The sequence below is a fragment of the Roseomonas sp. F4 genome (genome assembly GCF_053891155.1).
Map to the genome: position 1 here is coordinate 561,742 of NZ_JBSSHK010000001.1, position 21,945 is coordinate 583,686.

General features: G+C 70.0%; 23 protein-coding genes. 14 read left to right on the plus strand and 9 right to left on the minus strand.

Annotated features, from left to right (window positions below; genetic code table 11):
- Window positions 1–1,254, plus strand: coding sequence for a 3-phosphoshikimate 1-carboxyvinyltransferase (locus ACVFYP_RS02650; protein WP_499198572.1), 1,254 nt, complete (start codon window positions 1–3; stop codon window positions 1,252–1,254).
- Here the strand turns inward: ACVFYP_RS02650 and ACVFYP_RS02655 are convergent.
- Together ACVFYP_RS02655 and ACVFYP_RS02660 are read right to left on the minus strand one after the other, a co-directional pair.
- Entirely contained in the window at window positions 1,227–1,571 is a 345-nt protein-coding gene (locus ACVFYP_RS02655; protein WP_499198573.1) for a GNAT family N-acetyltransferase, read from the minus strand. The genes ACVFYP_RS02650 and ACVFYP_RS02655 overlap by 28 nt on opposite strands.
- Window positions 1,572–1,669: 98 nt before the next feature.
- Window positions 1,670–2,848 (minus strand): pyridoxal-phosphate-dependent aminotransferase family protein, encoded by a 1,179-nt coding sequence (locus ACVFYP_RS02660; RefSeq protein WP_499198574.1) that lies wholly within the window; start codon window positions 2,846–2,848, stop codon window positions 1,670–1,672.
- Window positions 2,849–2,934: 86 nt separating this feature from the next.
- Here ACVFYP_RS02660 and ACVFYP_RS02665 point away from each other — a divergent pair, with 86 nt between their 5' ends.
- Window positions 2,935–3,594 carry a DUF1796 family putative cysteine peptidase gene (locus ACVFYP_RS02665; protein ID WP_499198575.1) on the plus strand — a complete coding sequence of 220 codons (660 nt, stop codon included), beginning with the start codon at window positions 2,935–2,937 and terminating at the stop codon, window positions 3,592–3,594.
- Window positions 3,595–3,597: 3 nt separating this feature from the next.
- Here ACVFYP_RS02665 and ACVFYP_RS02670 read toward each other — a convergent pair whose 3' ends face one another.
- Entirely contained in the window at window positions 3,598–4,836 is a 1,239-nt protein-coding gene (locus tag ACVFYP_RS02670; RefSeq protein WP_499198576.1) for an MFS transporter, read from the minus strand.
- A 147-nt stretch (window positions 4,837–4,983) separates the two neighbouring features.
- Between ACVFYP_RS02670 and ACVFYP_RS02675 the strand changes: the two genes are divergently transcribed.
- The 3 genes from ACVFYP_RS02675 to ACVFYP_RS02685 all read left to right on the plus strand — a co-directional run bounded on the left by ACVFYP_RS02675 (window position 4,984) and on the right by ACVFYP_RS02685 (window position 7,081).
- Window positions 4,984–5,193 carry a hypothetical protein gene (locus ACVFYP_RS02675; RefSeq protein ID WP_499198577.1) on the plus strand — a complete coding sequence of 70 codons (210 nt, stop codon included), beginning with the start codon at window positions 4,984–4,986 and terminating at the stop codon, window positions 5,191–5,193.
- Window positions 5,194–5,277: 84 nt separating this feature from the next.
- Window positions 5,278–5,970, plus strand: a complete 693-nt coding sequence (locus ACVFYP_RS02680) for an ArsR/SmtB family transcription factor (RefSeq protein ID WP_499198578.1) — start codon at window positions 5,278–5,280, stop codon at window positions 5,968–5,970.
- Between the two features lie 97 nt (window positions 5,971–6,067).
- Window positions 6,068–7,081, plus strand: a complete 1,014-nt coding sequence (locus ACVFYP_RS02685) for an aldo/keto reductase (protein ID WP_499198579.1) — start codon at window positions 6,068–6,070, stop codon at window positions 7,079–7,081.
- Between the two features lie 15 nt (window positions 7,082–7,096).
- On the opposite strand, the gene tldD is transcribed toward ACVFYP_RS02685, so the two are convergent.
- The 3 genes from tldD to ACVFYP_RS02700 are packed head-to-tail and all read right to left on the minus strand — an operon-like array spanning window position 7,097 to window position 11,899.
- Entirely contained in the window at window positions 7,097–8,557 is a 1,461-nt protein-coding gene (gene tldD / locus ACVFYP_RS02690) for a metalloprotease TldD (RefSeq protein ID WP_499198580.1), read from the minus strand.
- Entirely contained in the window at window positions 8,538–10,820 is a 2,283-nt protein-coding gene (locus tag ACVFYP_RS02695; RefSeq protein ID WP_499198581.1) for a sensor histidine kinase, read from the minus strand. Before ACVFYP_RS02695 ends, tldD begins: the two co-directional genes overlap by 20 nt.
- Window positions 10,817–11,899: a COX15/CtaA family protein gene (locus tag ACVFYP_RS02700; RefSeq protein ID WP_499198582.1), complete on the minus strand. Its 1,083-nt coding sequence runs from the start codon at window positions 11,897–11,899 to the stop codon at window positions 10,817–10,819. The genes ACVFYP_RS02695 and ACVFYP_RS02700 overlap by 4 nt, the downstream gene beginning before the upstream one ends.
- 103 nt (window positions 11,900–12,002) lie before the next feature.
- Between ACVFYP_RS02700 and ACVFYP_RS02705 the strand changes: the two genes are divergently transcribed.
- From ACVFYP_RS02705 to ACVFYP_RS02720, 4 genes are read left to right on the plus strand one after another with little or no spacing between them, the layout of a single operon-like run.
- Window positions 12,003–12,821, plus strand: a complete 819-nt coding sequence (locus ACVFYP_RS02705) for a glycosyltransferase family 2 protein (protein WP_499198583.1) — start codon at window positions 12,003–12,005, stop codon at window positions 12,819–12,821.
- Window positions 12,822–12,823: 2 nt separating this feature from the next.
- Window positions 12,824–13,501, plus strand: coding sequence for a TVP38/TMEM64 family protein (locus ACVFYP_RS02710; RefSeq protein ID WP_499198584.1), 678 nt, complete (start codon window positions 12,824–12,826; stop codon window positions 13,499–13,501).
- Window positions 13,502–13,559: 58 nt separating this feature from the next.
- Window positions 13,560–14,753, plus strand: coding sequence for a 5-demethoxyubiquinol-8 5-hydroxylase UbiM (gene ubiM / locus ACVFYP_RS02715; RefSeq protein WP_499198585.1), 1,194 nt, complete (start codon window positions 13,560–13,562; stop codon window positions 14,751–14,753).
- 51 nt (window positions 14,754–14,804) lie between these two features.
- Window positions 14,805–15,320: a hypothetical protein gene (locus tag ACVFYP_RS02720; protein ID WP_499198586.1), complete on the plus strand. Its 516-nt coding sequence runs from the start codon at window positions 14,805–14,807 to the stop codon at window positions 15,318–15,320.
- A gap of 7 nt (window positions 15,321–15,327) precedes the next feature.
- Here ACVFYP_RS02720 and ACVFYP_RS02725 read toward each other — a convergent pair whose 3' ends face one another.
- Window positions 15,328–15,612 (minus strand): usg protein, encoded by a 285-nt coding sequence (locus tag ACVFYP_RS02725; protein ID WP_499198587.1) that lies wholly within the window; start codon window positions 15,610–15,612, stop codon window positions 15,328–15,330.
- A gap of 293 nt (window positions 15,613–15,905) precedes the next feature.
- Between ACVFYP_RS02725 and groES the strand changes: the two genes are divergently transcribed.
- The 3 genes from groES to ACVFYP_RS02740 all read left to right on the plus strand — a co-directional run bounded on the left by groES (window position 15,906) and on the right by ACVFYP_RS02740 (window position 18,434).
- Entirely contained in the window at window positions 15,906–16,193 is a 288-nt protein-coding gene (groES, locus tag ACVFYP_RS02730) for a co-chaperone GroES (RefSeq protein WP_499198588.1), read from the plus strand.
- An 81-nt stretch (window positions 16,194–16,274) separates the two neighbouring features.
- On the plus strand, window positions 16,275–17,921 hold the full coding sequence (gene groL, locus ACVFYP_RS02735; RefSeq protein WP_499198589.1) for a chaperonin GroEL: 1,647 nt from the start codon (window positions 16,275–16,277) through the stop codon (window positions 17,919–17,921).
- A gap of 309 nt (window positions 17,922–18,230) precedes the next feature.
- Window positions 18,231–18,434 carry a cold-shock protein gene (locus ACVFYP_RS02740; RefSeq protein WP_168050971.1) on the plus strand — a complete coding sequence of 68 codons (204 nt, stop codon included), beginning with the start codon at window positions 18,231–18,233 and terminating at the stop codon, window positions 18,432–18,434.
- 70 nt (window positions 18,435–18,504) lie between these two features.
- Here the strand turns inward: ACVFYP_RS02740 and ACVFYP_RS02745 are convergent, their stop codons facing one another.
- On the minus strand, window positions 18,505–19,029 hold the full coding sequence (locus ACVFYP_RS02745) for a hypothetical protein (RefSeq protein ID WP_499198590.1): 525 nt from the start codon (window positions 19,027–19,029) through the stop codon (window positions 18,505–18,507).
- Window positions 19,030–19,104: 75 nt separating this feature from the next.
- On the opposite strand from ACVFYP_RS02745, the gene ACVFYP_RS02750 reads away from it, so the two are divergent.
- Complete coding sequence (locus ACVFYP_RS02750) at window positions 19,105–20,061, plus strand: threonine dehydratase (RefSeq protein ID WP_499198591.1); 957 nt, start codon at window positions 19,105–19,107, stop codon at window positions 20,059–20,061.
- Window positions 20,058–21,245 (plus strand): amidohydrolase family protein, encoded by a 1,188-nt coding sequence (locus ACVFYP_RS02755; RefSeq protein ID WP_499198592.1) that lies wholly within the window; start codon window positions 20,058–20,060, stop codon window positions 21,243–21,245. The genes ACVFYP_RS02750 and ACVFYP_RS02755 overlap by 4 nt, the downstream gene beginning before the upstream one ends.
- Here the strand turns inward: ACVFYP_RS02755 and ACVFYP_RS02760 are convergent.
- Entirely contained in the window at window positions 21,223–21,876 is a 654-nt protein-coding gene (locus tag ACVFYP_RS02760; RefSeq protein ID WP_499198593.1) for a hypothetical protein, read from the minus strand. The two genes, ACVFYP_RS02755 and ACVFYP_RS02760, sit on opposite strands and share 23 nt — an antisense overlap.
- Between the last annotated feature and the right edge of the window lie 69 nt (window positions 21,877–21,945).

A 21,945-nucleotide genomic window follows, 5' to 3' on the forward strand; every position in this document is an offset into this window, starting at 1 on the left:
ATGGCCGCGCTGACCATCACCCCGCCGGGGCATCCGCTGCGCGGGCGCGTGGCGCCGCCGGGGTCCAAATCCATCACCAACCGGGCGCTGCTGCTGGCGGCGCTGGCCCGCGGCAGCAGCCGCATCACCGGGGCGCTGAAAAGCGACGATACGCGGCACATGGCCAATGCGCTGCGGGCCATGGGCGTGACGGTGGAGGAGCCGGATGCGACCGGCTTTGTGGTGACGGGCAGCGGCCATCTGCGGGCACCGGAGGCGCCGGTCTTCCTCGGCAATGCCGGAACCGCCACCCGCTTCCTGACCGCCGCCGCCGCGCTGGCCGATGGGCCGGTGGTGCTGACCGGCGATGCCCATATGCAGAAGCGGCCGATCGGCCCGCTGCTGGCCGCCCTGGCCACCCTCGGCGTGGAGGCGTCCGCCCCCACCGGCTGCCCGCCGGTGACGGTGCGCGGGCGCGGCGGTTTTGCGGGCGAGGCGGTGACGGTGGATGCCGGCCTGTCCAGCCAATATGTCTCCGCCCTGCTGATGCTGGCCGCATGCGGCGAGAAGCCGGTGCGGGTTTCGCTGGCCGGCGATGCGATCGGCGCGCGCGGCTATATCGACCTGACGGTGGCCGCCATGCGCCATTTTGGTGCGGTGGTGGCGCAGGAAGGAAGCGCCGCCTGGGTGGTGCAGCCCGGCGGCTATCGCGCCGCCGATCTGCATGTGGAGCCGGATGCCTCCGCCGCGACCTATCTCTGGGCCGCCGAAGTGCTGACCGGCGGCGCCATCGACCTTGGCACGCAAAACTTCACCCAGCCGGATGCGCAGGCGCAGGCGCTGATCCGGCTGTTCCCGCATTTGCCGGCGGAGATCGAAGGCTCGCAGATGCAGGATGCGGTGCCGACCCTGGCGGCGCTGGCGGCCTTCAACGCGACGCCCGTGCGCTTCACCGGCATCGCCAATCTGCGGGTCAAGGAATGCGACCGCGTGGCGGCCATGGCCACCGAGCTGTCGCGCCTCGCCCCCGGCCTCGCGGTGGAACTGGGCGACGATTTGTTGGTGACGCCGCAGCCGCGGGAAGCCTTTCAGCCCGCGCGGATCGAAACCTATGGCGACCACCGCATCGCGATGAGCTTGGCGCTGGTCGGGCTGATGGTGCCCGGCGTGACCATCCTGGACCCGGGCTGCGTGGCAAAAACCTACCCTGATTACTGGCGCGATCTGGCGAGCCTGGGTGTGGCGCTTCAGGCCGAAAGTGGCTTCGCCATATAGACGCGGGCGCGCCCCTTCTCCGTCCGCCGTTCCGTCTCCACGAAGCCGAGGCGGGTGTAGAGGGCAATGTTGGCGGCCATCAGCGCATTGGTCAGCAGGCGCAACTCGGGCAGGCCCCGGCGCCGCGCCTCCGCCTCGGCAAAAGCCATCAGGGTCCGGCCGAGGCCCTGGCCCTTGAACGCCGGCTCCACCGCGACATTGTCGATCCAGAGATGGCCGGGGCCGTCCACCAGCACGATCAGCGCGGCCAACCCGCCGTCACGCAACAGGACAAAGGCCTCGCCGGCCTCGCAGCGCGCCACGTAATCGTCATCCATCGGCAACGGCCTGCTGACCGTCACCGGCAGCCAGGGCGCATAGGCGCGCTCGACCAGCGCGGCGAGGGCAGGGGCCTCTGCCAGGGTGGCGGGGCGGATCAGGGAGCGGTCTCCGCCAGATAGGCGATCGCAGCCTCCACCCCGCCGGGGCTGTGCGGCACGCCTTGCAGGCGCAGGCCGATCTCGGTGGCGGCCAGCGTGCCCAGCAACATCGGCTCGTTCAGATCGCCCAGATGGCCGATGCGAAAGACCTTGCCGTTCAGCCGGCTGAGCCCGGTACCCAGGGCCACATTCATGCTGCCGACGCGCTTGCGCAGCGCCTCCGCATCATGCCCCTCCGGCATCAGGACGGAGGTGACGGAATCGGAGACGCGCTCGGGCGACAGGCAGAAAAGCTGCGGGCCGTTATTGCCGGACCAGTGCCGCACGCAGCGCCGCGTCGCTTCGGCCAGGCGCGCATGGCGGGCCAGGACATTGTCGAGGCCTTCCTCCTGCTCGATCAGGCGCAGCGCCTCCCGCAGCCCATAGAACAGCGCGATCGGCACGGTGCCGATGAAGCTGCGGTGGCGACGGGTGAGCATGGTGGTCCAGTTGAAGTAGTGTTTTGGGAAGGTGGCGGCCTTGTGGGCCACCATCGCCTTCTCCGACACCGCGGTGAACGAGAATCCGACCGGCAGCATCAGCCCCTTCTGGCTGCCGCCCACCGCGGCATCGATGCCCCAATCGTCGAAGCGGAACTCGATGGAGCCGAGAGAGGAGATGATATCCGCCAGCAGCAGCGCGGGGTGGCCCGTCTCGTCCAGGATCGCCCGAATGCGCGGCAGGTCCAGCGTCATGCCGGTGGACGTCTCGTTATGCACGGCGCAGACCGCCTTGATGGCGTGGTCCTTGTCGGCGGTCAGCGCCGCACGCAGCGTCTCGTAATCCAGGCCGAGGCGCCAGTCGGCGGCGAGGGTCTGCACCTCGATGCCGAGGTCGGCGGCCATCTTGCCCCAATGTTCGGAGAAATGGCCGGTCTCGATCACCAGGATACGGTCGCCGGGCGAGAGCAGGTTGACCAGCGTGGCTTCCCAGGCGGCGTGGCCGGTGCCGGTGTACATGAACAGGTGCTGGCCGGTGCGCAGCACCCGTTTCAGGCCTTCGAGGCAGGCATCATAGACTTCGAGGAAATCGGGGCCGTTGAAGTCCACCGTGTGGTGGCTGACCGCCTGCAGGACGCTGTCCGGAATATTGGTCGGACCCGGATTGGCGAAGAAATGGCGACCGCGCGGTGTCATCTGGCTTGCTCCCCCGGGGGTTGGCCCCCGCTTTCCTTCTCCGCGCAAACTGGCCAAAAGGGAAGCCACGGGAAGGATCGCCGCGCATGTCTCTGATCGGCGAAAGGGCCGCAGTGGTCAGCCTCGGCACCTCCTGCCAGACGGCGCGGCATATCAGCCTGAATGCGGAGCTGCTGTGCCGCCGGCTGGACCCGACGATGCAGCTGCGCACCCTGCCTTTGGACTGGGTGCTGGCCCCGCCGGGCGCGGTGGCGCGCTGGCTGCGCGGGCCGGTGCGGGTGCCGCCTGGGCCAGGCGAGATACTGATGACCCAAAGACCCTTCTGGCTGCGCCACGGCATCTGGCTGTGGCATGACAACATGGCGGATGCGGCGGGCTTCACGACGCTCTCCGCGCGGTTGCAACGGCGCTGGGACCGGTTGTTGGCGCTGCGGGCGCTGCCGCGACGGTTGTTCATCCTGTCCAACACCCAGAACAACCTGGCCCGGGTGCCGGACCAGGCCCCGCAGCCGATGGATTTTCGCCTGACGGCGCAGCGGATGCGGGCGGTTGTGGCGGCGGTGGACTCCACCTTCGGCCCGACTGGAAACAGCTTCCTGTTCGTCGCCTATGCCAGCCGGGTCAGCGCCGACGCCCATCGCACCGGCCTGCCGCTGGCGATCCTGGAGCCGGATTCCAGCCCCCATGATGGTGATTCGGCGCAGTGGACGGCGGCGCTGACGCGGCATGTGGCGGCGGAGGTCTGATCCTCAGCTGCCGCGCCGCCGCCCCGCCAGCACCACCACCGCGGCCGCCAGTTGCAAGGCGGCGGCGGCCAGAAACAGCGCCGGCGATCCGCTGCCATCGCGCAGCAGGCTGAAGCCGGCCGGGGCGAAAGCATAGGCGGCCTGGCCGCAGGCGGTCACCAGCGCCACGGCGCGGGCGGTATCGCCCGTCGCGAAGTCGCGCTGCACGATCATCGGGGGCAGCGAGGTCACATTGCCCAGCCCCAGCCCGAACAGCACCAGCCCCGCCAGCAGCAGCGGGATCTGCGTGCCGCCGGAGGCCAGCAGCAGCAGAGACCCAACGGCCTGCACCCCGTAATTGGCGGCGGCGATGTGGCGCCGATCCGCCGCCTCCGGCATCAGCCAGCCGATCAGGCTGCGGCCGAGGATCGCGCAGCCCGTCGCCAGCCCCGCGGCGAAGCCCGCCGCCTGCGCCCCCAGCGGCGCCGCGATAAGGGAAAACAGGTGCACGATCAGCCCGATCTGCGCGAAGAGCGACAGGGCCGCCGCCAGCGCCAGCGTGACGAAGCGGCGGTCGCGCCAGAGCCTGGCGCCCGGCAGGGTCGGCGCGGGTTTCGGCGCCGGACCGGCGGCGGGTGCCGCAAGGCCATCCGGCTGCTGCCCCCAGGCTTCGGGACCGGCCGCAAAATACCGGCCGGACAGCCACCAGAGCATCCCGGCCATGACGCCGCCCAGCAGCAGGGCCGCCTGCGTGAATCCAAGTCCGGCAATCAGCGCCACCCAGAGCGGCGAGAACAGCGCCCCGCCCACCGAGGCGCCATTATAGGCGAGGCTCAGCGCCGCCGGCCGGCGGCGGGTGAACCAGGGTGCGACCATGGCATTGATCGCCGCCCCGCCGGTCAGCGCCCAGCCGGCGCCGCTGAGGAGGGTGGCGGCGAAAAGCTGCCAGGGCTCGGCGGCCAGCGCCCAGCCCAGCACGCCCAGCCCAGCCAGCACCCCGCCGAGCCGGGTGCCGCCGGCGACGCCGAGCCGGCCATGCAGCGCCGGCAGCCAGGCGACCACGGCGGCGCCGACCAGGAAGTGGCAGGTGATGGCGCCGCCGATCAGCGCCACCGGCCAGCCGCGCGCCTGCTGCACCGCCAGCAGGAAAACCGGCGGGCCGTAGAAGCCCAGACCCCAACCCAGCACCGCGACCACGAAGGCCGCCCAGGCCACGCGCCAGCCGCGGAAGGGGGAGGATGGGGGGTGCGGGGACGGGGACATCAGGGCTCTTTTCCAACCTGCCGCATCTTGCCCTGGTGGCTGCGAGGCATGCTGCGGTCCGCGCCGAAGCTTCGCGGTTCGGCCGCGCCCGAAGCACCCAGCCGCGTCGCCACCTCAGCATGCCGAGGTCCTTTTGGGAGCCGCCTCATGCATGTCCTCGCCCAGCCCCTAGCGGTCGCCCGTCCGGCCCGCCGCCTTCGCCTGTGGCGCCCGGTGCTGGACTGGATCGCACGCTGCGCGCAGCGCCATCGCAGCCGCCAGGACCTGCGCGCGCTTTGCCCGCATCTGCGGCACGACCTGGGCCTGACGGAAGGCATGGTGGCGCGGGAAGTCGCGAAACCCTGCTGGCGGTGGTGACGCGGCGAGACCATGTTTCGGTCCAGACCGAAGCATGCCGGGCGCCGTTGCCCCCATAATGCCGATCCATCCAGGGAGGCCGCCATGTCCAGCAACGCCGCCATGGCCGAGACCGCCGCGCTGGTCGGCGACCCGGCCCGGGCCAGCATGTTGAACGCCTTGATGGATGGCCGCGCTTTGACTGCGGGGGAGCTGGCCAGTGTCGCCGGCATCACCGCGCAGACCGCCAGCGGCCATCTGGCCCGCATGTCGGCGGCCGGGCTGCTGGCGATGGAGCGCCAGGGCCGGCACCGCTACCACCGCCTGGCGACGCCGGCCGTGGCGCGGATGCTGGAGGCGATCATGATGGTGGCTGGCGCCGCGCCGCCCCCCACGCGCCCGCGCCGCATCGGCCCCGCCGACGCCGCGATGCGGAATGCCCGCACCTGCTACGACCACCTGGCCGGGCGGCTGGGCGTGGCGATCGCGGATGCCATGGCGGCGCGGGGGCAGGTGGAGCTGGCGACGGATGGCGGGGCGGTGACGGCGGCGGGCGAGGCTTTTCTCGAAAGCCTCGGCATCACGCCCCAGTCCAACGCCTCCCGCCGCGCCTTCTGCAAGCCCTGCCTGGACTGGAGCGAGCGGCGCCATCATCTGGCCGGCGGGCTGGGCGCGGCGCTCTGCACGCGGTGCTTCGAACTCGGCTGGGTGAAGCGGGTGCCAGCCTCCCGCACCGTGCTGGTGACGCGGGCCGGGGAGGCGGGGCTGCGGCAGGCCTTTGGGATCGAACTGGGCTGATCGCGCCCGGGCCGATCACTTCCCTCAGGCACGGCCGCACTTACCGGGGTTGAATGCGTTGCCCCCGCGACAGCCCCCGAACCACAAGGACAGCTCCATGGCGCTCAAGGATATTCTACCCGGCAAGCTCGGCTTCGGCTCGGCGCCGCTCGGCAACATGTTCCGCGCCATTCCCGAGGAGGAGGCGCTGGCGACCGTCGAGGCGGCCTGGGCCGACGGCATCCGCTACTTCGACAATGCGCCCTTCTACGGCGCCGGGCTGGCGGAGCTGCGCATGGGCGAGGCCTTGGCCGGCAAGCCGCGCGCCGATTACGTCATCAGCACCAAGGTCGGCCGCGTCATCCTCGATGAGGTCGAGGATGTCAGCGCCCGCGACCAGGGCGAGAAGAGCGAGGTCTTCAAGCACGGCCGGCCGAACCGCGTGGTCAACGACTATTCCGCCGATGCCACGCTGCGATCGATCGAGGACAGCCTGAAGCGCCTGCGCACCGACCATATCGACATCGTCTGGGTGCATGACCTGGCGCAGGATTTTTATGGTGACGCCTGGATCGGCAAGTTCGAGGAGGCACGCACCGGCGCCTTCCAGGTGCTCGACCGGCTGCGGGATGAGGGGGTGATCAAGGCCTGGGGGCTCGGCGTGAACCGGGTGGAGGCAGTCGAGCTGCTGCTGGGGCTGGAGGAGGCGCGGCCGGATGGGTCGCTGCTCGCCGGGCGCTACACGCTGCTCGACCACGACCTGGCGCTGCAGCGGCTGATGCCCATGGTGGCGGCGCGCGGCCTCGGTATCGTGGTCGGCGGCCCCTACAGCTCCGGCGCGCTGGTCGGTGGGCCGAACTTCGAATATGCGCCGGCGCCGCCCGCCATCCTGGACAAGGTGGCGCGGATCAAGGCGATCGCGACGCGGCATGGCGTGAGCATGAAGGCGGCCGGGCTGCAGTTCTCGCTCGCCAATCCGGCGGTGGCCGCGGTGATTCCGGGCGCCAGCCGGCCCGGTCGCATCGCCGAGGACCGCGCCGCGCTGGAGGAGACGGTGCCGGCCGAGTTCTGGCGCGACCTGCGCCAGGCGGGCCTCGTGCATCCGGAGGCGCCGTTGCCCGGCGGCGCCTGACCAAGTGGGCTGACGTCAGACGGCCGTGCCGCCGATCGTCAGTCCCGTCATCTTCAGCGTCGGCTGGCCCACGCCAACCGGCACGCCCTGGCCCTGCTTGCCGCAGGTGCCGATGCCGGCATCCAGCGCCATGTCATTGCCGACCATCGCCACCTTGGTCAGCGCATCCGGCCCGTTGCCGATCAGCGTCGCGCCCTTCACCGGCGCGCCGATCTTGCCGTCCTCGATCAGATAGGCCTCCGACGCCGAGAACACGAACTTGCCGGAGGTGATATCCACCTGGCCGCCGCCGAAATTCACGGCGTAGATGCCGCGCTTTACGCTGGCCAAAATCTCGCCGGGGTCGCGGTCGCCGTTCAGCATCACGGTATTGGTCATGCGCGGCATCGGGATGTGCGCGTGGGATTGCCGCCGCCCATTGCCGGTCGGCGCCACGCCCATCAGCCGGGCGTTCTGCCGGTCCTGGAGAAAGCCCACCAGGATGCCGTCCTCGATCAGCGTGGTGCGACCGGAGGGGGTGCCCTCGTCATCCACACTCAGCGACCCGCGGCGATCCGGCATCGTGCCGTCATCCACCACCGTGACGCCGGGGGAGGCGATGCGCTGGCCGAGCAATCCGGCGAAAGCGCTGGTCTTCTTGCGGTTGAAGTCGCCTTCCAGCCCATGGCCGATGGCCTCGTGCAGCAGGATGCCGGGCCAGCCCGGGCCGAGCACCACCTCCATCTCCCCGGCCGGCGCCGGAACGCTGTCGAGGTTCAGCAGTGCCTGGCGCAGGGCTTCCTCCACCGCCGCCTTCCAGGTGGCCTGGTTCAGCACCCGTTCATAGGCGAAGCGGCCGCCGGTGCCGGTGCTGCCGGTCTCCCGCCTTCCGTTGGATTCGACCACGACCGAGACATTCAGCCGCACCAGCGGGCGCAGGTCGGCAACCCGCGAGCCATCCGGGCGCAGGATCTGCACCGCCTGCCATTCGCCGAAGATCGAGGCCATCACCTGGCGCACGCGCGGGTCGCGGGCGCGGGCATAGGCGTCGATTTCCGCCAGCATCTCCGTCTTGGCGGAGAAATCCATGGCGGAGAGGGGGTTCAGCTCGGAATAGAGCCGGATGTTGGTGGCGCGCGGGCCGACATCCAGCGTGCCGGAATGGCCGGCGGCCACCGCATTCACCGTCTCCGCCGCGCGGCCCAGTGCGGCCTCGGTGATCTCCGCGGCATGGGCATAGCCGGCGGCCTCGCCCGCCACGGAACGCAGGCCGAAGCCGCTGGTCACGTCGAAGCTGGCGGAGCGGATGCGGCTGTCCTCCAGCGTGATCGCCTCACTCTCACGGTGTTCCAGGAACAATTCGCCGTCCTCCGCGCCGGCGGTGGCGGCGCGGGTCAGGCGCTCGGCCTCCGCGCGGTCCAGCCGGGCGAAGAACAGCGCATCGGTGGCAGCCAGGGCGTCGGTCACGGCAGGTCCTTCAAGGAGTACGGTCGGCATATGGGGCGCCGGAGGTGGACTTCGCCACCCCATTCCCCGGGATGGGGATCAGCCGGTCGGCCGGAAAGCGCAGGACGGCGACGGTGCCGGGTCCGGCGGGCGCCTCCAGCTGCACCGTGCCGCCCAGGGCCTCGGTCAGGGTGCGGGCCAGATACAGGCCGAGCCCGGAGCCGTGGAAGCGGCGGGACAGGGAATTGTCGACCTGGGTGAAAGGCTCGAACACCCTGTCCCGATCCTCAGAGGCGATGCCGATGCCGGTATCGGCGACCCGGATCGCCAGGCCTTCGGAGGAAACCCCCGCGGAAAGGGTGATGCGGCCGCCGGCCGGGGTGAACTTCGCCGCATTGGACAGCAGATGCACCAGCAACTGGTGCAGCCGCCTGGCGTCGCTGCGCAAGGCCGGAAGGCCCTCCGGCACCTCCGTCGCGAGCGTCAGCCCGGCGCGTTCCACCTCCGGCCCGATGGCCGCGCTGGCGCCCGCCAGCAGCGGTTCCAGCGCCACCGGCGTCTCCGTCACGGCCAGCGCCCCGGTCTGGCTGCGCGCCACATCCAGGATGTCGTCGATCAGCAGCAGCAGGTGGCGCCCGGCCTCGTTGATCCAGCGCGCATAATCCTCCACCCGCCCGCGGTCGCGCTCACCGACCATGGCCTCGGAATAGCCGATCACGGCGTTCAGCGGCGTGCGCAACTCATGGCTCATGGTGGCCAGGAAGCGGGACTTGGCCTCGGAGGCCGCCTCCGCGGCGGCCCGGGCACGCTCCAGCTCCGCCCGGATGCGGTATTCCTCCGTCACGTCGCTGAAGGTCATGACGAAGCCGCCATCCGACATCGGGTCGGAGGTGACCTCGATCACATGGCCGTCGCGCCTGGTGCGATGGTAGCTGTACGACTTGCCGCGATCATTAGCCTTGGCGCGGGCGGCGCCTTCGGGCGTGATCTCGCCGCGCCGGACCTGCTCATCCAGCACCTCATGCACCGCGCGCCCGGGCTGAAGGAAGGATTCCGGCAGCCCGATCAGTGCGGCGGTGCGGCTGTTGATGGTCAGCAGCCGGTGATCCGGGCCGTACATGCAGATGCCCTGGCGGATCGAACCCTGCATCGCCTCCAGCATCGTGGCGCGGTGCCGTGCCTCCGATTCGGCGCGGTGCAGGGCGGTGACATCGGTCAGCACGCTGATATGGCCGCCATCCGGCAGGGGCGCGACGCGGCTTTCCACGGCCGTGCCATTCGGCCGCAGATGGCGCAGCAGCCCGGACGCCCCGGTCCCGGCCTCGGCGGGGCGGCGCAGCACCAGCGCGGCTTCGTCGGCGGTGAACTCGCCCTCCGTCAGGCGCCGGGCCACCAGATCCTCCAGCAACTCCCCCCGCGCGATGGGGGAGCCCGCCATGATCCTGTTATACGCACTGTTGAAGCGGGCCACGCGCCGGTCCGGGCCGAAGACGCAGACGCCATGCGGCAGCGCTTCCAGCACCCCGTCGAGCAGCGCGGCGCGATGGCTGGCCTCGTCCTCCGCCCGTTTGAGGGCGGTGATGTCGTTCAGCTCGATCATGTAGCCGCCGGGCGGCAGCGGCTGGCTGCCGATGCGCAGGACTTCGCCATTGGCGCGGATGCGCTGGCGGGTGCCGGGCTCGAAATGCCGTTCCGACACGCGCAGGGCCTCCGCGGCCACCTCCTCCGCATCCAGCTCGCCGCGTTCGAGCAGAAGGTTCAGGATCTCCCGATGCGCCATCCCCGGACGCAGGCCGCCCGCCGAGAGGCCCGCCAGGGATTCATAAGCCGGGTTCGAGACGGAGAGGGTGAGGTCCGCGCCGAAGGCCGCCACGCCCGATTGCAGCCGGGTCAGCACCGTCTCCAGCAGCCGCGCGCGGGCGCTGGACTCCGCCTCCGCCCGGCTGAGGGCCGTGACATCGCTGGTGCAGGTCAGGAAGCCACCATCCGGCAGCGGCTGGCTTTCCGTCAGCCCGACCCGGCCATTGCGACTGCGCACCAGCCGGACATGCGGGCGCGACCGGTCGATGGCCAGCACGGAGCGGATGATCTGCGCCGGGTCGCCCGGCCCATAGGCGCCATTCCAGGCCAGAAAGCCGACGACATCGGCCAAGGGCGTGCCGGGCGGTGTCGCGGCGGGATCCAGCCCGTGCCAGGCGAGGCTGGCGGCGCTGGCCAGCACCAGCCTTTGGTCCGCGTCATAGACCGTCAGCGCGACCGGCAGCGCCGCGAGCAATGCGGGCAGTGGGTCCGCCGGTGCGGCCCCGTCCGTCACGGGTTCCTGGCCACCGCCGGCCGCAGCGCATGCAGCGCGACCAGCGCCGTGGTCAGCACCAGCACCGCCACGGCCTGGTGCAGCGTGCCGAGCCCCACGGGCACAACATGCACCAGCGTCGCGATGCCCAGCCCATATTGCAGGGCGACCGCGGCGCCGAAGCCAAGCACCGATCGCCGCGCGAAGCCCGGCGGCAGGCGTCGCAGCGCCGCCCAGACCGCGCCGGCGGCGAACAGCGCGGTCAGCGTCGCCAGCAGGCGGTGGTTGAACTGCACGGCGGCGACATTGGCGGTCAGGTTGGTCCAGGCCGGCGACAGCAGCCAGTAGCCGTCGGGCACCAGCTGGCCATCCATCAGCGGAAAGGTGTTGAAGGTCAGCCCGGCCCGGATACCGGCGACGAAGCCGCCCGCCAGCATGGCGCCCACCAGGGTCCAGACCGCCACCTTCAGCATGCGCCGCGCCGGCCGTGCCGCTCGCGGCGCATCGCCCAGGGGCCTCAGGAAGCCCAGCGCGGTCCAGACCAAGGCCGCGAAGATCAGCAGCGCCAGGCCCAGATGGATCACCAGCCGGTAGGGCGAGACGGCGGTGCGATCAGCCTCGAAGCCGGAGGCGACCATGTACCAGCCAACCGCGCCCTGAAGCCCGCCCAGCGCCAGCAGGCCGAGCAGCCGCGCCTTGCTGCCCTGCGGAATGCGGCCGCGCAGCCAGAACCAGGCGAGGCCCGCCGCATAGGCCAGGCCGATCAGCCGCCCCCAGAGCCGGTGCGCCCATTCGAGCCAGAAGATCCGCTTGAAGCCCTCGATGCCGAAACCCCGATTCACCAGCTCATATTGCGGAATGGTGCGGTACAGGTTGTAGAGCCGCTGCCACTCCGCCTCACTTAGCGGCGGCAGGGTACCGGAGAGCGGCGCCCATTCCATGATGGACAGGCCCGAGCCGGTCAGCCGCGTGGCGCCGCCGAGTGCCACCATGATCCAGACCAGGCCGGCCACGCCGAGCAGCCAGAAGGCGATGGCGCGTGCTGCGCTGCGCTGGTCAGCGGTGCGGGGCGGAGGAGGTGGGTCGAAGGGCATGGCCATGACTATAGGTGGCGTTGCGCCTTTGTGCAGCATCCCGCGCCGCACGGCGTGGGGAGGGAGGCCCGGCTTGCCGCCCGCGGCGCCCCCTGCTACCCCGCGCCCCATGGCCCCCGACCCGTCCCAGAGGCCGGAGCGGCCTGCCCATGCCGATCCGGCCCCGTCCCAGCACGCCAGTGGCACCAGCCCCCTGGTCGCGACGCCGTTGATCTCCGTCGTCATCCCGATGCGCAATGAAGGCCCGAATGTCCTGCCGCTGATCGAGGAGATCGCGCAGGCGCTGGCGGGCACGCCCTATGAGGTGGTTTGCGTCGATGACGGCTCCTCCGACGACACGCTGGCCCGGCTGACGGAAGCGGCCTCGCTTTATCCGGTGGTGGTGCTGCGCCATGCGCGGTCCTGCGGCCAGTCGGCCGGCGTGGTCAGCGGCGTGCTGGCGGCGCGGGCTGAATGGATCGCGACCCTGGATGGCGATGGCCAGAACGACCCGGCGGATATCCCGGCACTCTGGGCCCGCGCCCAGGGGCAGGCGGATCTGCTGGTGGCCGGGCATCGGACCAAGCGCAAGGACAGCGGCGTGAAGCGGGTGACCAGCCGCTGGGCCAATGCCATCCGCGCCCGGCTGCTGGGCGATGCGACGCCCGATACCGGCTGTGGGCTGAAGGTGTTTCCGCGCGCCCTATTCCTGGACCTGCCGCGTTTCGACCATATGCACCGCTACCTGCCGGCCCTGGTGCTGCGGGCCGGCGGGCGGGTGGTGAGTGAGCCGGTGAACCACCGGCCGCGCACCCGCGGGCAGTCCAATTACGGCACGCTGGACCGGCTGCTGGTCAGCATTTCGGACATGCTGGGTGTGATCTGGCTGCAGCGCCGCTGGAAGCGGCCGCGGGCGGAGCGTGTGACGCCCGCGCCGCCGCTGGGCTGAGCATGCCGCCAAGCTGGCGCTCGATCGCCAAACTGCTGCTGCTGGCCGCCGGGCTGCTGGCGGCCGGCGCCCTGCTGCGGCAGATGGGTGGCGTGCCAGGCACCGGCTGGATCGATCGGGAAATCCGCGGTGAGGGCCTCTGGGGCGAATTGATCTTCGTGCTGGCGGGCGCCGCGCTGACGGCCGCCGGCGTGCCGCGGCAGAGCATCGCCTTTCTCGGCGGCTACGGCTTCGGCGCGTTGCTGGGCACGGCCTTGGGCCTGCTGGCGCAATTGCTGGGCTGCGCCGCCACCTATTACTGGGCGCGGCTGCTGGGCCGGGGCTGGGCGGAGCGGCGGATGGCCGGGCGCTTCGGCCATCGGCTGCGGCCGCTGCGCGACACGCTGCGGGCGCAGCCCTTCGCCGCCACCCTGGCGCTGCGGCTGCTGCCGGTGGGGAACAACCTGGCGCTGAACCTTCTGGGCGGCATGGCTGGGCTGGCGGCGGGGCCGTTCCTGGCCGGCTCCGCCCTGGGCTACCTGCCGCAGACGGTGGTCTTCGCCCTGCTCGGCAAGGGCATCCGGGTGGAGGGCGCCTGGCAGCTCGGGCTGGCGGCGGCGCTGCTGGCGGTGTCCTTCGGCCTCGGCCTCTGGCTGCTGCGGCGGCACCGGGCGGCTCGGGCGCTGGATGACGAAAGCTGACCCGCGACTTGCGCCGCATCAAGGACGACCCAGCTCGCCTGGGGTGAAAGGAGGCGTCATGGACACGGATGTCGCCATTATCGGGGCTGGCCCCGCCGGGCTTGCGCTGGCCTGTTCGCTCGCCGGCAGCGGGCTGCGCGTGACGCTGCTGGAACGCGCGCCGGAAGCTGCCATCGCCGAACCCGCCTTCGATGGGCGAGAGATCGCCCTGACCCACCGGTCCCAGGCCATTCTGCGCGATCTGGGCGCCTGGATGCGCATACCTGCTGCCGGGACGGCGCCGCTGCGGGAAGCGAAGGTGCTGAACGGCGCGAATCCGCTGACCTTGCGCTTCGCGCCGGGGCGGGCAGGGGAGCCGCTCGGCCGGCTGGTGCCGAACCATCTGATCCGCCGCGCCCTGTTCGAGACGGCCGCCACCACCGAGGCGCGGCTGGTCGCCGGGCGGGCCGTCACCGGTCTGTCGCTGGCGGCGCAGGGCGCCACGGTGACGCTGGAGGGCGGGGAGGCCGTGACGGCGCGGCTGGTGGTCGCGGCGGATTCGCGCTTCTCGGAAGCGCGGCGCCTGGCCGGGATCGGCGCGGCGATGCTGGATTTCGGGCGGACCATGATCGTCGCGCGGGTGGCGCATGACCTGCCGCATGGGGGCGTGGCCACCGAGTGGTTCGGCCATGGCCAGACCATCGCCATGCTGCCGCTCACCGGGGCGATGTCCTCCGTCGTGCTGACCCTGCCGCCGGCGGAGGCGCGGGCCGCCATGGCGATGACGCCGGAGGCGTTCGGCGCGGAGGTGACGCGGCGCTATGCGGCGCGGCTCGGCACCATGGAGCTGGCGGGCACACGGCATGCCTATCCGCTGGTCGCAGCCTATGCCCATCGCTTCGCCGGCCGGCGCTTCGCGCTGCTGGGGGATGCTGCGGTGGGGATGCATCCGGTGACGGCGCATGGCTTCAATTTTGGCCTGTCGGGGGCCGAGACGCTGGCCCGGGAGATCCGCCGCGCCGAGGATCCCGGGGCCGTCCCGGCGCTGTTCCGCTACGCCGCGGCGCATCGGGGAGCGACGCTGCCGCTGTTCCTGGCGACCAATGCGGTGGCGCGGCTGTATTCGGATGATCGCGCACCGGCGCGGCTGGCGCGGGCCGCCTTGATCGGTGCCGGGGCGGCGCTGGCCCCGGTGCGGCGGGCGATTGTGGGCCGGCTGATGGATGCGGGTCATGCGCCGCCGGATACGCGCGGGTCTGAAACGGTTTCTTGATTATTTTCCTATTCTCTGCCACTGTGCCGCCCTGTCGCAGGGAGGTGCGCCATGGCGGATGCAGTCTGGACGGTCCAAGGCTTCGCACAGAAGGTGATCGACCCCGCTTTGGCGGCGATCGCGCTCGATGATCCGGAGGCGACGACGGCTGCGCGGCAATTGCTGCTCGGCACCGCCTTGCAGGAAAGCGGGCTGAAGCATCTGCGGCAATTGGCCAATAGGGATGGCACGCGCGGCCCAGCCGTCGGCTACTTCCAGATGGAGCCCACAACCCATGACGATATCTGGGTGAATTTTCTCGACTTCCGCAAGGCGCTGGCGGCCAGGGCGCGAGCCGTCGCCGGGCTGGCCAGCGGTCACCCGAAGGCCGAGCTGATGGTTGAGAACCATATCTACGCCGCGGTGATGGCCAGGCTGCGCTATCGCCGCGCGCCGGGCAAATTGCCGGCGGCTGGCGATGTGAAGGCGATGGGTGCCTATTGGAAGGCGCATTACAACACGCCGCTCGGCAAGGGCCTGGCCAGCGAATTCGAGGCGAAACTGACCAAGGCCCTGCCGGAGCTGTAGCGCCCGCTCAGTGCAGGATGAACTGACCCCCCGCATAGCGCAGCTCCGCCGGGCGGGTGAGGGCGGAGGAGGCGACGCGGACGGAATGCAGCGGGCCTTCGATCTCCCGCTGCCAGAAGGCGAGGAACCGGCCGAGCGCGGGGAAGCTCGGCGCCAGGTCGTGCTTCTGCCAGATGAAGCTCTGCAACAGGCCGGGATGGTCCGGCATGTGGTACAGGATCTCGGCGGTGGTCAGGTGCCAATCGGGGAGGGTGGCGAGACGGGCGAAGCGTTCCAGGCCTTCGAGCTGCATCGTGCTCCTTCCTGACCCTGTGGGGTCAATCCTTGCGCGACATGCCGGGCGATCCTCGCCAGGCACCGTCAGCTTGCCACGAAGGGGTTAAGGAAGCGCAAGAAAAACCTTCACAATCAATTCGTTAGCACTCGCAATCCGAGAGTGCTGCCGAGACTTGACGAAGAAAGATGACTGGCCTACATCGCTGGCACTCCTCTGGGGGGAGTGCTAACGGACGCCGAGATCGGGTTCGCTGGCCGCTGTTATCTCCGGAAGAGCTTGCCAATCACTGGAAGCGACAGGAGAAGTCCATGGGCTTTCGTCCACTGCATGACCGCGTTCTCGTCCGCCGCCTCGCGGCTGAAGAGAAGAGCAAGGGCGGCATCATCATTCCCGACACTGCCAAGGAAAAGCCGCAGGAAGGCGAAGTCGTCTCCGTCGGCTCCGGCACGCTGAACGACAAGGGCGAGCTCCGCGCGCTCGACGTGAAGGCCGGCGACAAGATCCTGTTCGGCAAGTGGTCCGGTACGGAAGTGAAGCTCGATGGTGAGGAGCTCCTCATCATGAAGGAGTCCGACATCATGGGCATCCTGGCCTGATGACGGCTGGCGACGCGGCCTGACCGCGGCGCCGCCATCCGGGACCGCACCGCTCCTCAACATCGACAAGGATTTAGACACATGGCTGCCAAGGACGTGAAGTTCGGCGCCTCTGCGCGCGAGAAGATGATTCGTGGCGTGGACATTCTGGCCGACGCCGTGAAGGTGACGCTGGGCCCGAAGGGCCGCAACGTCGTGATCGACAAGAGCTTCGGCGCACCGCGGATCACCAAGGACGGCGTCACCGTCGCCAAGGAGATCGAGCTGGCCGACAAGTTCGAGAACATGGGCGCGCAGATGGTGCGCGAAGTGGCCTCGAAGACCAACGACACGGCCGGCGACGGCACGACGACCGCGACCGTTCTGGCGCAGGCGATCGTCCGTGAGGGTGCCAAGGCTGTGGCCGCCGGCATGAACCCGATGGATCTGAAGCGCGGCATCGACAAGGCCGTGACCCAGATCGTCGCCGAGCTGGAAGCCAAGACGAAGAAGATCACCACCTCCGCCGAAGTGGCGCAGGTCGGGACGCTCTCCGCCAATGGCGAGAACGAGATCGGCGAGATGATCGCCAAGGCGATGGAGAAGGTTGGCAACGAGGGTGTCATCACCGTCGAGGAAGCCAAGTCCATCCAGACCGAACTCGACGTCGTCGAGGGCATGCAGTTCGATCGCGGCTACGTCTCCCCGTACTTCATCACGAATGCGGAGAAGATGATCGCGGAGATGGAGAACCCCTACCTCCTCATCTTCGAGAAGAAGCTCTCCCAGCTCCAGCCGATGCTGCCGCTGCTCGAGGCCGTTGTTCAGTCCGGTCGTCCGCTGGTGATCGTGGCCGAGGACGTCGAGGGCGAGGCGCTCGCGACCCTGGTCGTGAACAAGCTGCGTGGTGGCCTGAAGATCGCCGCCGTCAAGGCGCCGGGCTTCGGTGATCGCCGCAAGGCGATGCTGGAAGACATCGCGATCCTGACCGGTGGCCAGGTGATTTCCGAGGATCTCGGCATCAAGCTCGAGAACGTGACCCTCGCCATGCTCGGCCGCGCCAAGCTGGTGAAGATCGAGAAGGAAAACACCACGATCGTCGACGGCGCCGGCGAGAAGACCGAGATCCAGGGCCGCTGCGAGCAGATCAAGGCGCAGATCGAGGAGACCACCTCGGACTACGACCGTGAGAAGCTGCAGGAGCGTCTGGCCAAGCTGGCCGGTGGCGTCGCCGTCATCCGCGTCGGCGGCTCGACCGAGGTCGAGGTGAAGGAGCGCAAGGATCGCGTCGACGACGCGCTGCATGCGACCCGCGCCGCGGTTCAGGAAGGCATCGTGCCGGGCGGCGGCACCGCGCTGCTGCGCGCCAGCACCAACCTGCACACGCTGAAGGGTTCCAACAGCGACGAGCAGGTCGGCATCGAGATCGTTCGCCGCGCCATCCAGGCGCCGCTGAAGCAGATCGCCGAGAACGCCGGCAAGGATGGCGCCGTGGTTGCGGGCGAAGTGCTCCGCAGCGACGTCTACACCTACGGCTACGACGCCCAGAAGGACGAGTACAAGGACCTGGTGGACGCCGGCATCATCGACCCGACCAAGGTCGTGCGCACGGCGCTGCAGGATGCGGCCTCCGTCGCGTCCCTGCTGATCACCACCGAAGCCATGGTGGCCGAGCGTCCCGCGAAGTCGGCTCCGGCCGGCGGTGGCGGCGGCGGCATGGGCGGCATGGGCGGCGACATGGACTTCTGATCGCGGCCGGCAGCCGGGTAACCGGCTGCCACCTCGGACAGAATTTGCCGAAAGAAGGAGGCGGACCGTCCGGTCCGCCTCTTTTTTTGTTACGACCGCAACAAATCTGACATCGCCGTGACCGGCCTCCGGCGGCTTTGACTTGCCCCAGTGGGGGTGCGCATCCTGCAACGGTCATTGCGTATCGGCTTGCCTCGTCGTGCCTCCCCGGCTCCGTCCAGGGTGCCTCCAGGTTCCGCCGCCGCCGCATGGCGCCCCGCCCGGGCGATCGGCGCTTGGGCGAGCTAGTCCAGGGAGGAACCAGTTCGCATGGCGACTGGCACCGTAAAATGGTTCAACGCGACGAAGGGCTTCGGCTTTATCGTCCCGCAGGATGGCGGCAAGGATGTGTTCGTCCACATCACGGCCGTCCAGAAGGCGGGCCTTCAGGGCCTCAATGAGGGCCAGAAGGTCTCCTACGAAGTGGCGATGGAGCGCGGCAAGGCGGCTGCCATCAATCTCCGGCCGCTGTAATCAACGGGTTGAGGCGGGCGGCTGATGCCGCCCGCCTTCCGCCGCCCCGGTTTTCAGCGGGGCGCCCTTATCAGTCCTCGTCGATGATGATGTTGATGGCTCCGGCTTCCCGCAGGGCGGCCTCCGCCGCGTGGCGCGTCGCTTCATCGGGCGCGCGAAGGCCAATCAGCGGGGCATCGCTGGGCGGAAGCCGGGCACCTTCCTGCTGGTCTTCCGTCACCGCGCCGGCCACGGCCTCTCCGGCCAGGCCCGCGCCTGCACCGGCCGCAGCCGCGGCGGCCACGGCCGGCAGAAGGGCGCCACCGCTGGCGATCACCAGCCCCGCCGCGCCCATCGCCGTTGCCGCCATGGACATCCCCACGCCGAGCTGACGGCGGTTGCGAAGGTCGGCTTCCTCCGGGTTTTCATCCGGTGGGCTCACCGGGCGGTCGGTGTCGGTCGTCGGTGTCTGTCGCTTCGCGCCATCGGCCTTGAGATGGGCGATGGCGGCATCGCGCGCGGCGTCACTGGCGAACTCGCCCCAGACCACCGGCACGCCCTTGGCGCTTTCGCTGCTCTCGCCGGTCCACTGGCTGCTGTTGACGGTGATGGCCATGGCGGCCTCCTCCACTATGCTGTTCATCGAGAGGAACGCGGCGGCGCGCCGATGTTTCCAAAAGGAGGATGTTGCGTGTTCGACCTGCCTGGGCTGGAGGCCGCCGCGAGACTGGTTCACGCGGTATTCCCCGCGACCCCCCAATATGCCTGGCCCTTGTTGGCGGCACGAACCGGCGCCGAAGTCTGGGTGAAGCACGAAAATCACACGCCGACCGGCGCCTTCAAGGTGCGCGGCGGGCTGGTCTTCATGGAGCGGTTGAAGCGGGAACGGTCGGAGACCCCCGGCATCATCTCCGCCACGCGGGGCAATCATGGCCAGTCTCTGGCCTATGCCGGGCAACGCCTCGGCGTGCCGGTCACCATCGTGGTGCCGGAGGGCAATAGCCGGGAGAAGAACGCCGCCATGCGCGCCCAGGGCGCCCGGTTGGTGGAACATGGCGCGGATTTCGACGCGGCGCGCGAACATGCCATGCGGCTGGCGGCGGCCGAGGGGCTGGAATTCGCCCCCTCCTTCGCGCCGGACCTGGTGCGCGGCGTGGCGACCTATGCGCTGGAGCTGTTCCGCGCCGCACCGCGGCTGGACGCGCTCTATGTGCCGATCGGGCTGGGCTCCGGCATCTGCGGCTGCATCATGGCCCGCGACCTGCTGGGGCTGTCGACCGAGATCATCGGCGTGCAGAGCACCGGCGCCGATTCCTATGCCCGTAGCGTGGCCGCCGGCCGGGTGGTGACGACGGAGCGGGCGGAGACGCGGGCCGACGGCATGGCGACGCGGGTGCCGGACCCGGCGGCCCTGGCCATCATCGCCAAGGGCGCGGCGCGCATCTTGACGGTGACGGATGAAGAGGTGGCCGCGGCCATCCGCGCCTATTGGCAAGACACCCATAACCTGGCCGAGGGCGCCGGCGCCGCGCCGCTGGCAGCGCTGTTGCAGGAAAAGGACCGCATGCGCGGCCGGCGGGTGGCCACCATTCTCTGCGGTGGCAATATCGACCTCGACCTTTTCCGGGATTGGGTTCTGGCCGCATGACCACGCTGCTGCGCAATTGCCGTCCCCTGGGCGGTGCCGCCGTCGATCTGCTGATCGAGGGCGAGAGGATCGCCGCCATCCGGCCGGGTCTGGCGGCACCAGCGGGTGCCACGGTGCTGGACGGGCAAGGGCTGCTGGCGCTGCCGGCCTTCGTCGAGGGCCATACTCATCTCGACAAGTCGCGCTGGGGCATGGGCTGGTGGACCAATGAGGTCGGTCCGCGCCTGATCGACCGCATCGACACGGAGCGCGCCACGCGCCGCAGCGGCTTCGACCCCGCGACGCAATCCGCCCGCCTGGCCCGCGAATTCCTGGCCCGCGGCACCACCCGTATCCGCAGTTTCGCGGATGTGGATACGGAGATTGGCACCACGCATTGCGACGCACTGGTCGCACTGCGGGAAGAGCTGCGCGGCACCATGGACCTTCAGGTGGTGGCCTTCCCGCAATCCGGCCTGCTGGTCCGCCCCGGCACGCTGGAGCTTCTGGACCAGGCGCTGCGCAATGGCGCGGATATCGTCGGCGGGCTCGACCCCTCCGGCATCGACCGCGACCCCAAGGGGCATCTGGATGCGGTCTTTGGGCTTTCGGAAAAGCACGGCAAGCCGCTGGATATCCATCTGCATGAGCCGGGGGAGCTCGGGGCCTTCGCGCTGGAACTGACGGTGGAGCGCACCCTGGCGCTGGGCATGCAGGGGAAGGTGGTCATCAGCCACGGCTTCTGCCTCGGCGATGTCGCCCGCGCCCCGGCGCTCTATGCCGCGCTGGCGGAGGCCGGGATCGCCGTGGCGACCACCGCGCCACCGTCCCGCGCCGTGCCTTCCGTGAAGGCCATGCGCGCCGCCGGCGGGCGGATCTTCGGCGGCAATGACGGCATCCGCGACACCTGGACCCCCTACAACATGCCGGACATGTTGCAGCGGGCGATGCTGATCGGCCTGAAGAACGAGTTTCGGCGCGACGACGAGATCGCCTTGGCGCTGGCCACCGTCACCGACTGGGCGGCGGAAGGCTGCGGCTTCGCCGATTACGGGCTGGCGGTGGGCGCCCGCGCCGACCTGGTGCTGGTGGAGGCGGAGACAGTGGCGGAGGCCGTGGTCGCCACCCCGCCGCGCCGGTTGGTGCTTAGCCATGGGCGGGTGGTGGCGCGGGACGGGGTGCTCAGCTCAGCACCGACAGGGTGAAGCCGCCATCGCCATTGGGCAGGGTGTTGTCCCGGTGGTTGTTGAACTCCTTGGCCAGGAAGTCGCGGCCCAGGGTGATCGCCTGCTGCGGCGCGGTGCAGCCGGGATTGTGGTAGATGGTGCCGAGGCGATAGGTGCCGCCATTCTGCCAATTCCAGCCGCTCCAGGTCCTGGTGCATTCGATGGCGCTGATGATGTCGCCGGCCGGGATGGAATCGGCCGCCAGTTCATGCGCGAATAGCGGCCACATGGGCGCTTTGACGCTCCAGTCCTGGTTTTCCCCGGCCCGCGGGTTGGTCCATTGCGTGCCCACCTTGGCGCCCAGGGAATCCTGGACCTGCTGCGCATGGGTGTTCAGCAGCGTGGCGGGATCAACGCAGACCACATAGATGAATGTGCTGGGCGCCACCGGGCCCCAGGCCTGCAATTTCAGCGGGAACATGGCCGCGCCCTGGAAGCGGGCGGAGACGCAGACGCCGGTGAGCGGGTCCAGGTCCCCGGCCTGCCCCGGCCCCGCGCCCCGATAGGTGGGCGCCGCGATGGCGGGATTCTGCTTCGTGAAGCCGTTGGTGAAGATGTTGTCGTTCACCGGATGGCGGCTGTCGCCGCGGAACATCACCTTCCAGGCCATTTGTTTGCTCCCCGATCGTATCGGGGAAGGATTGCACGCAGGGCGTGTGTTCGCGTGTCTCTATTTTGG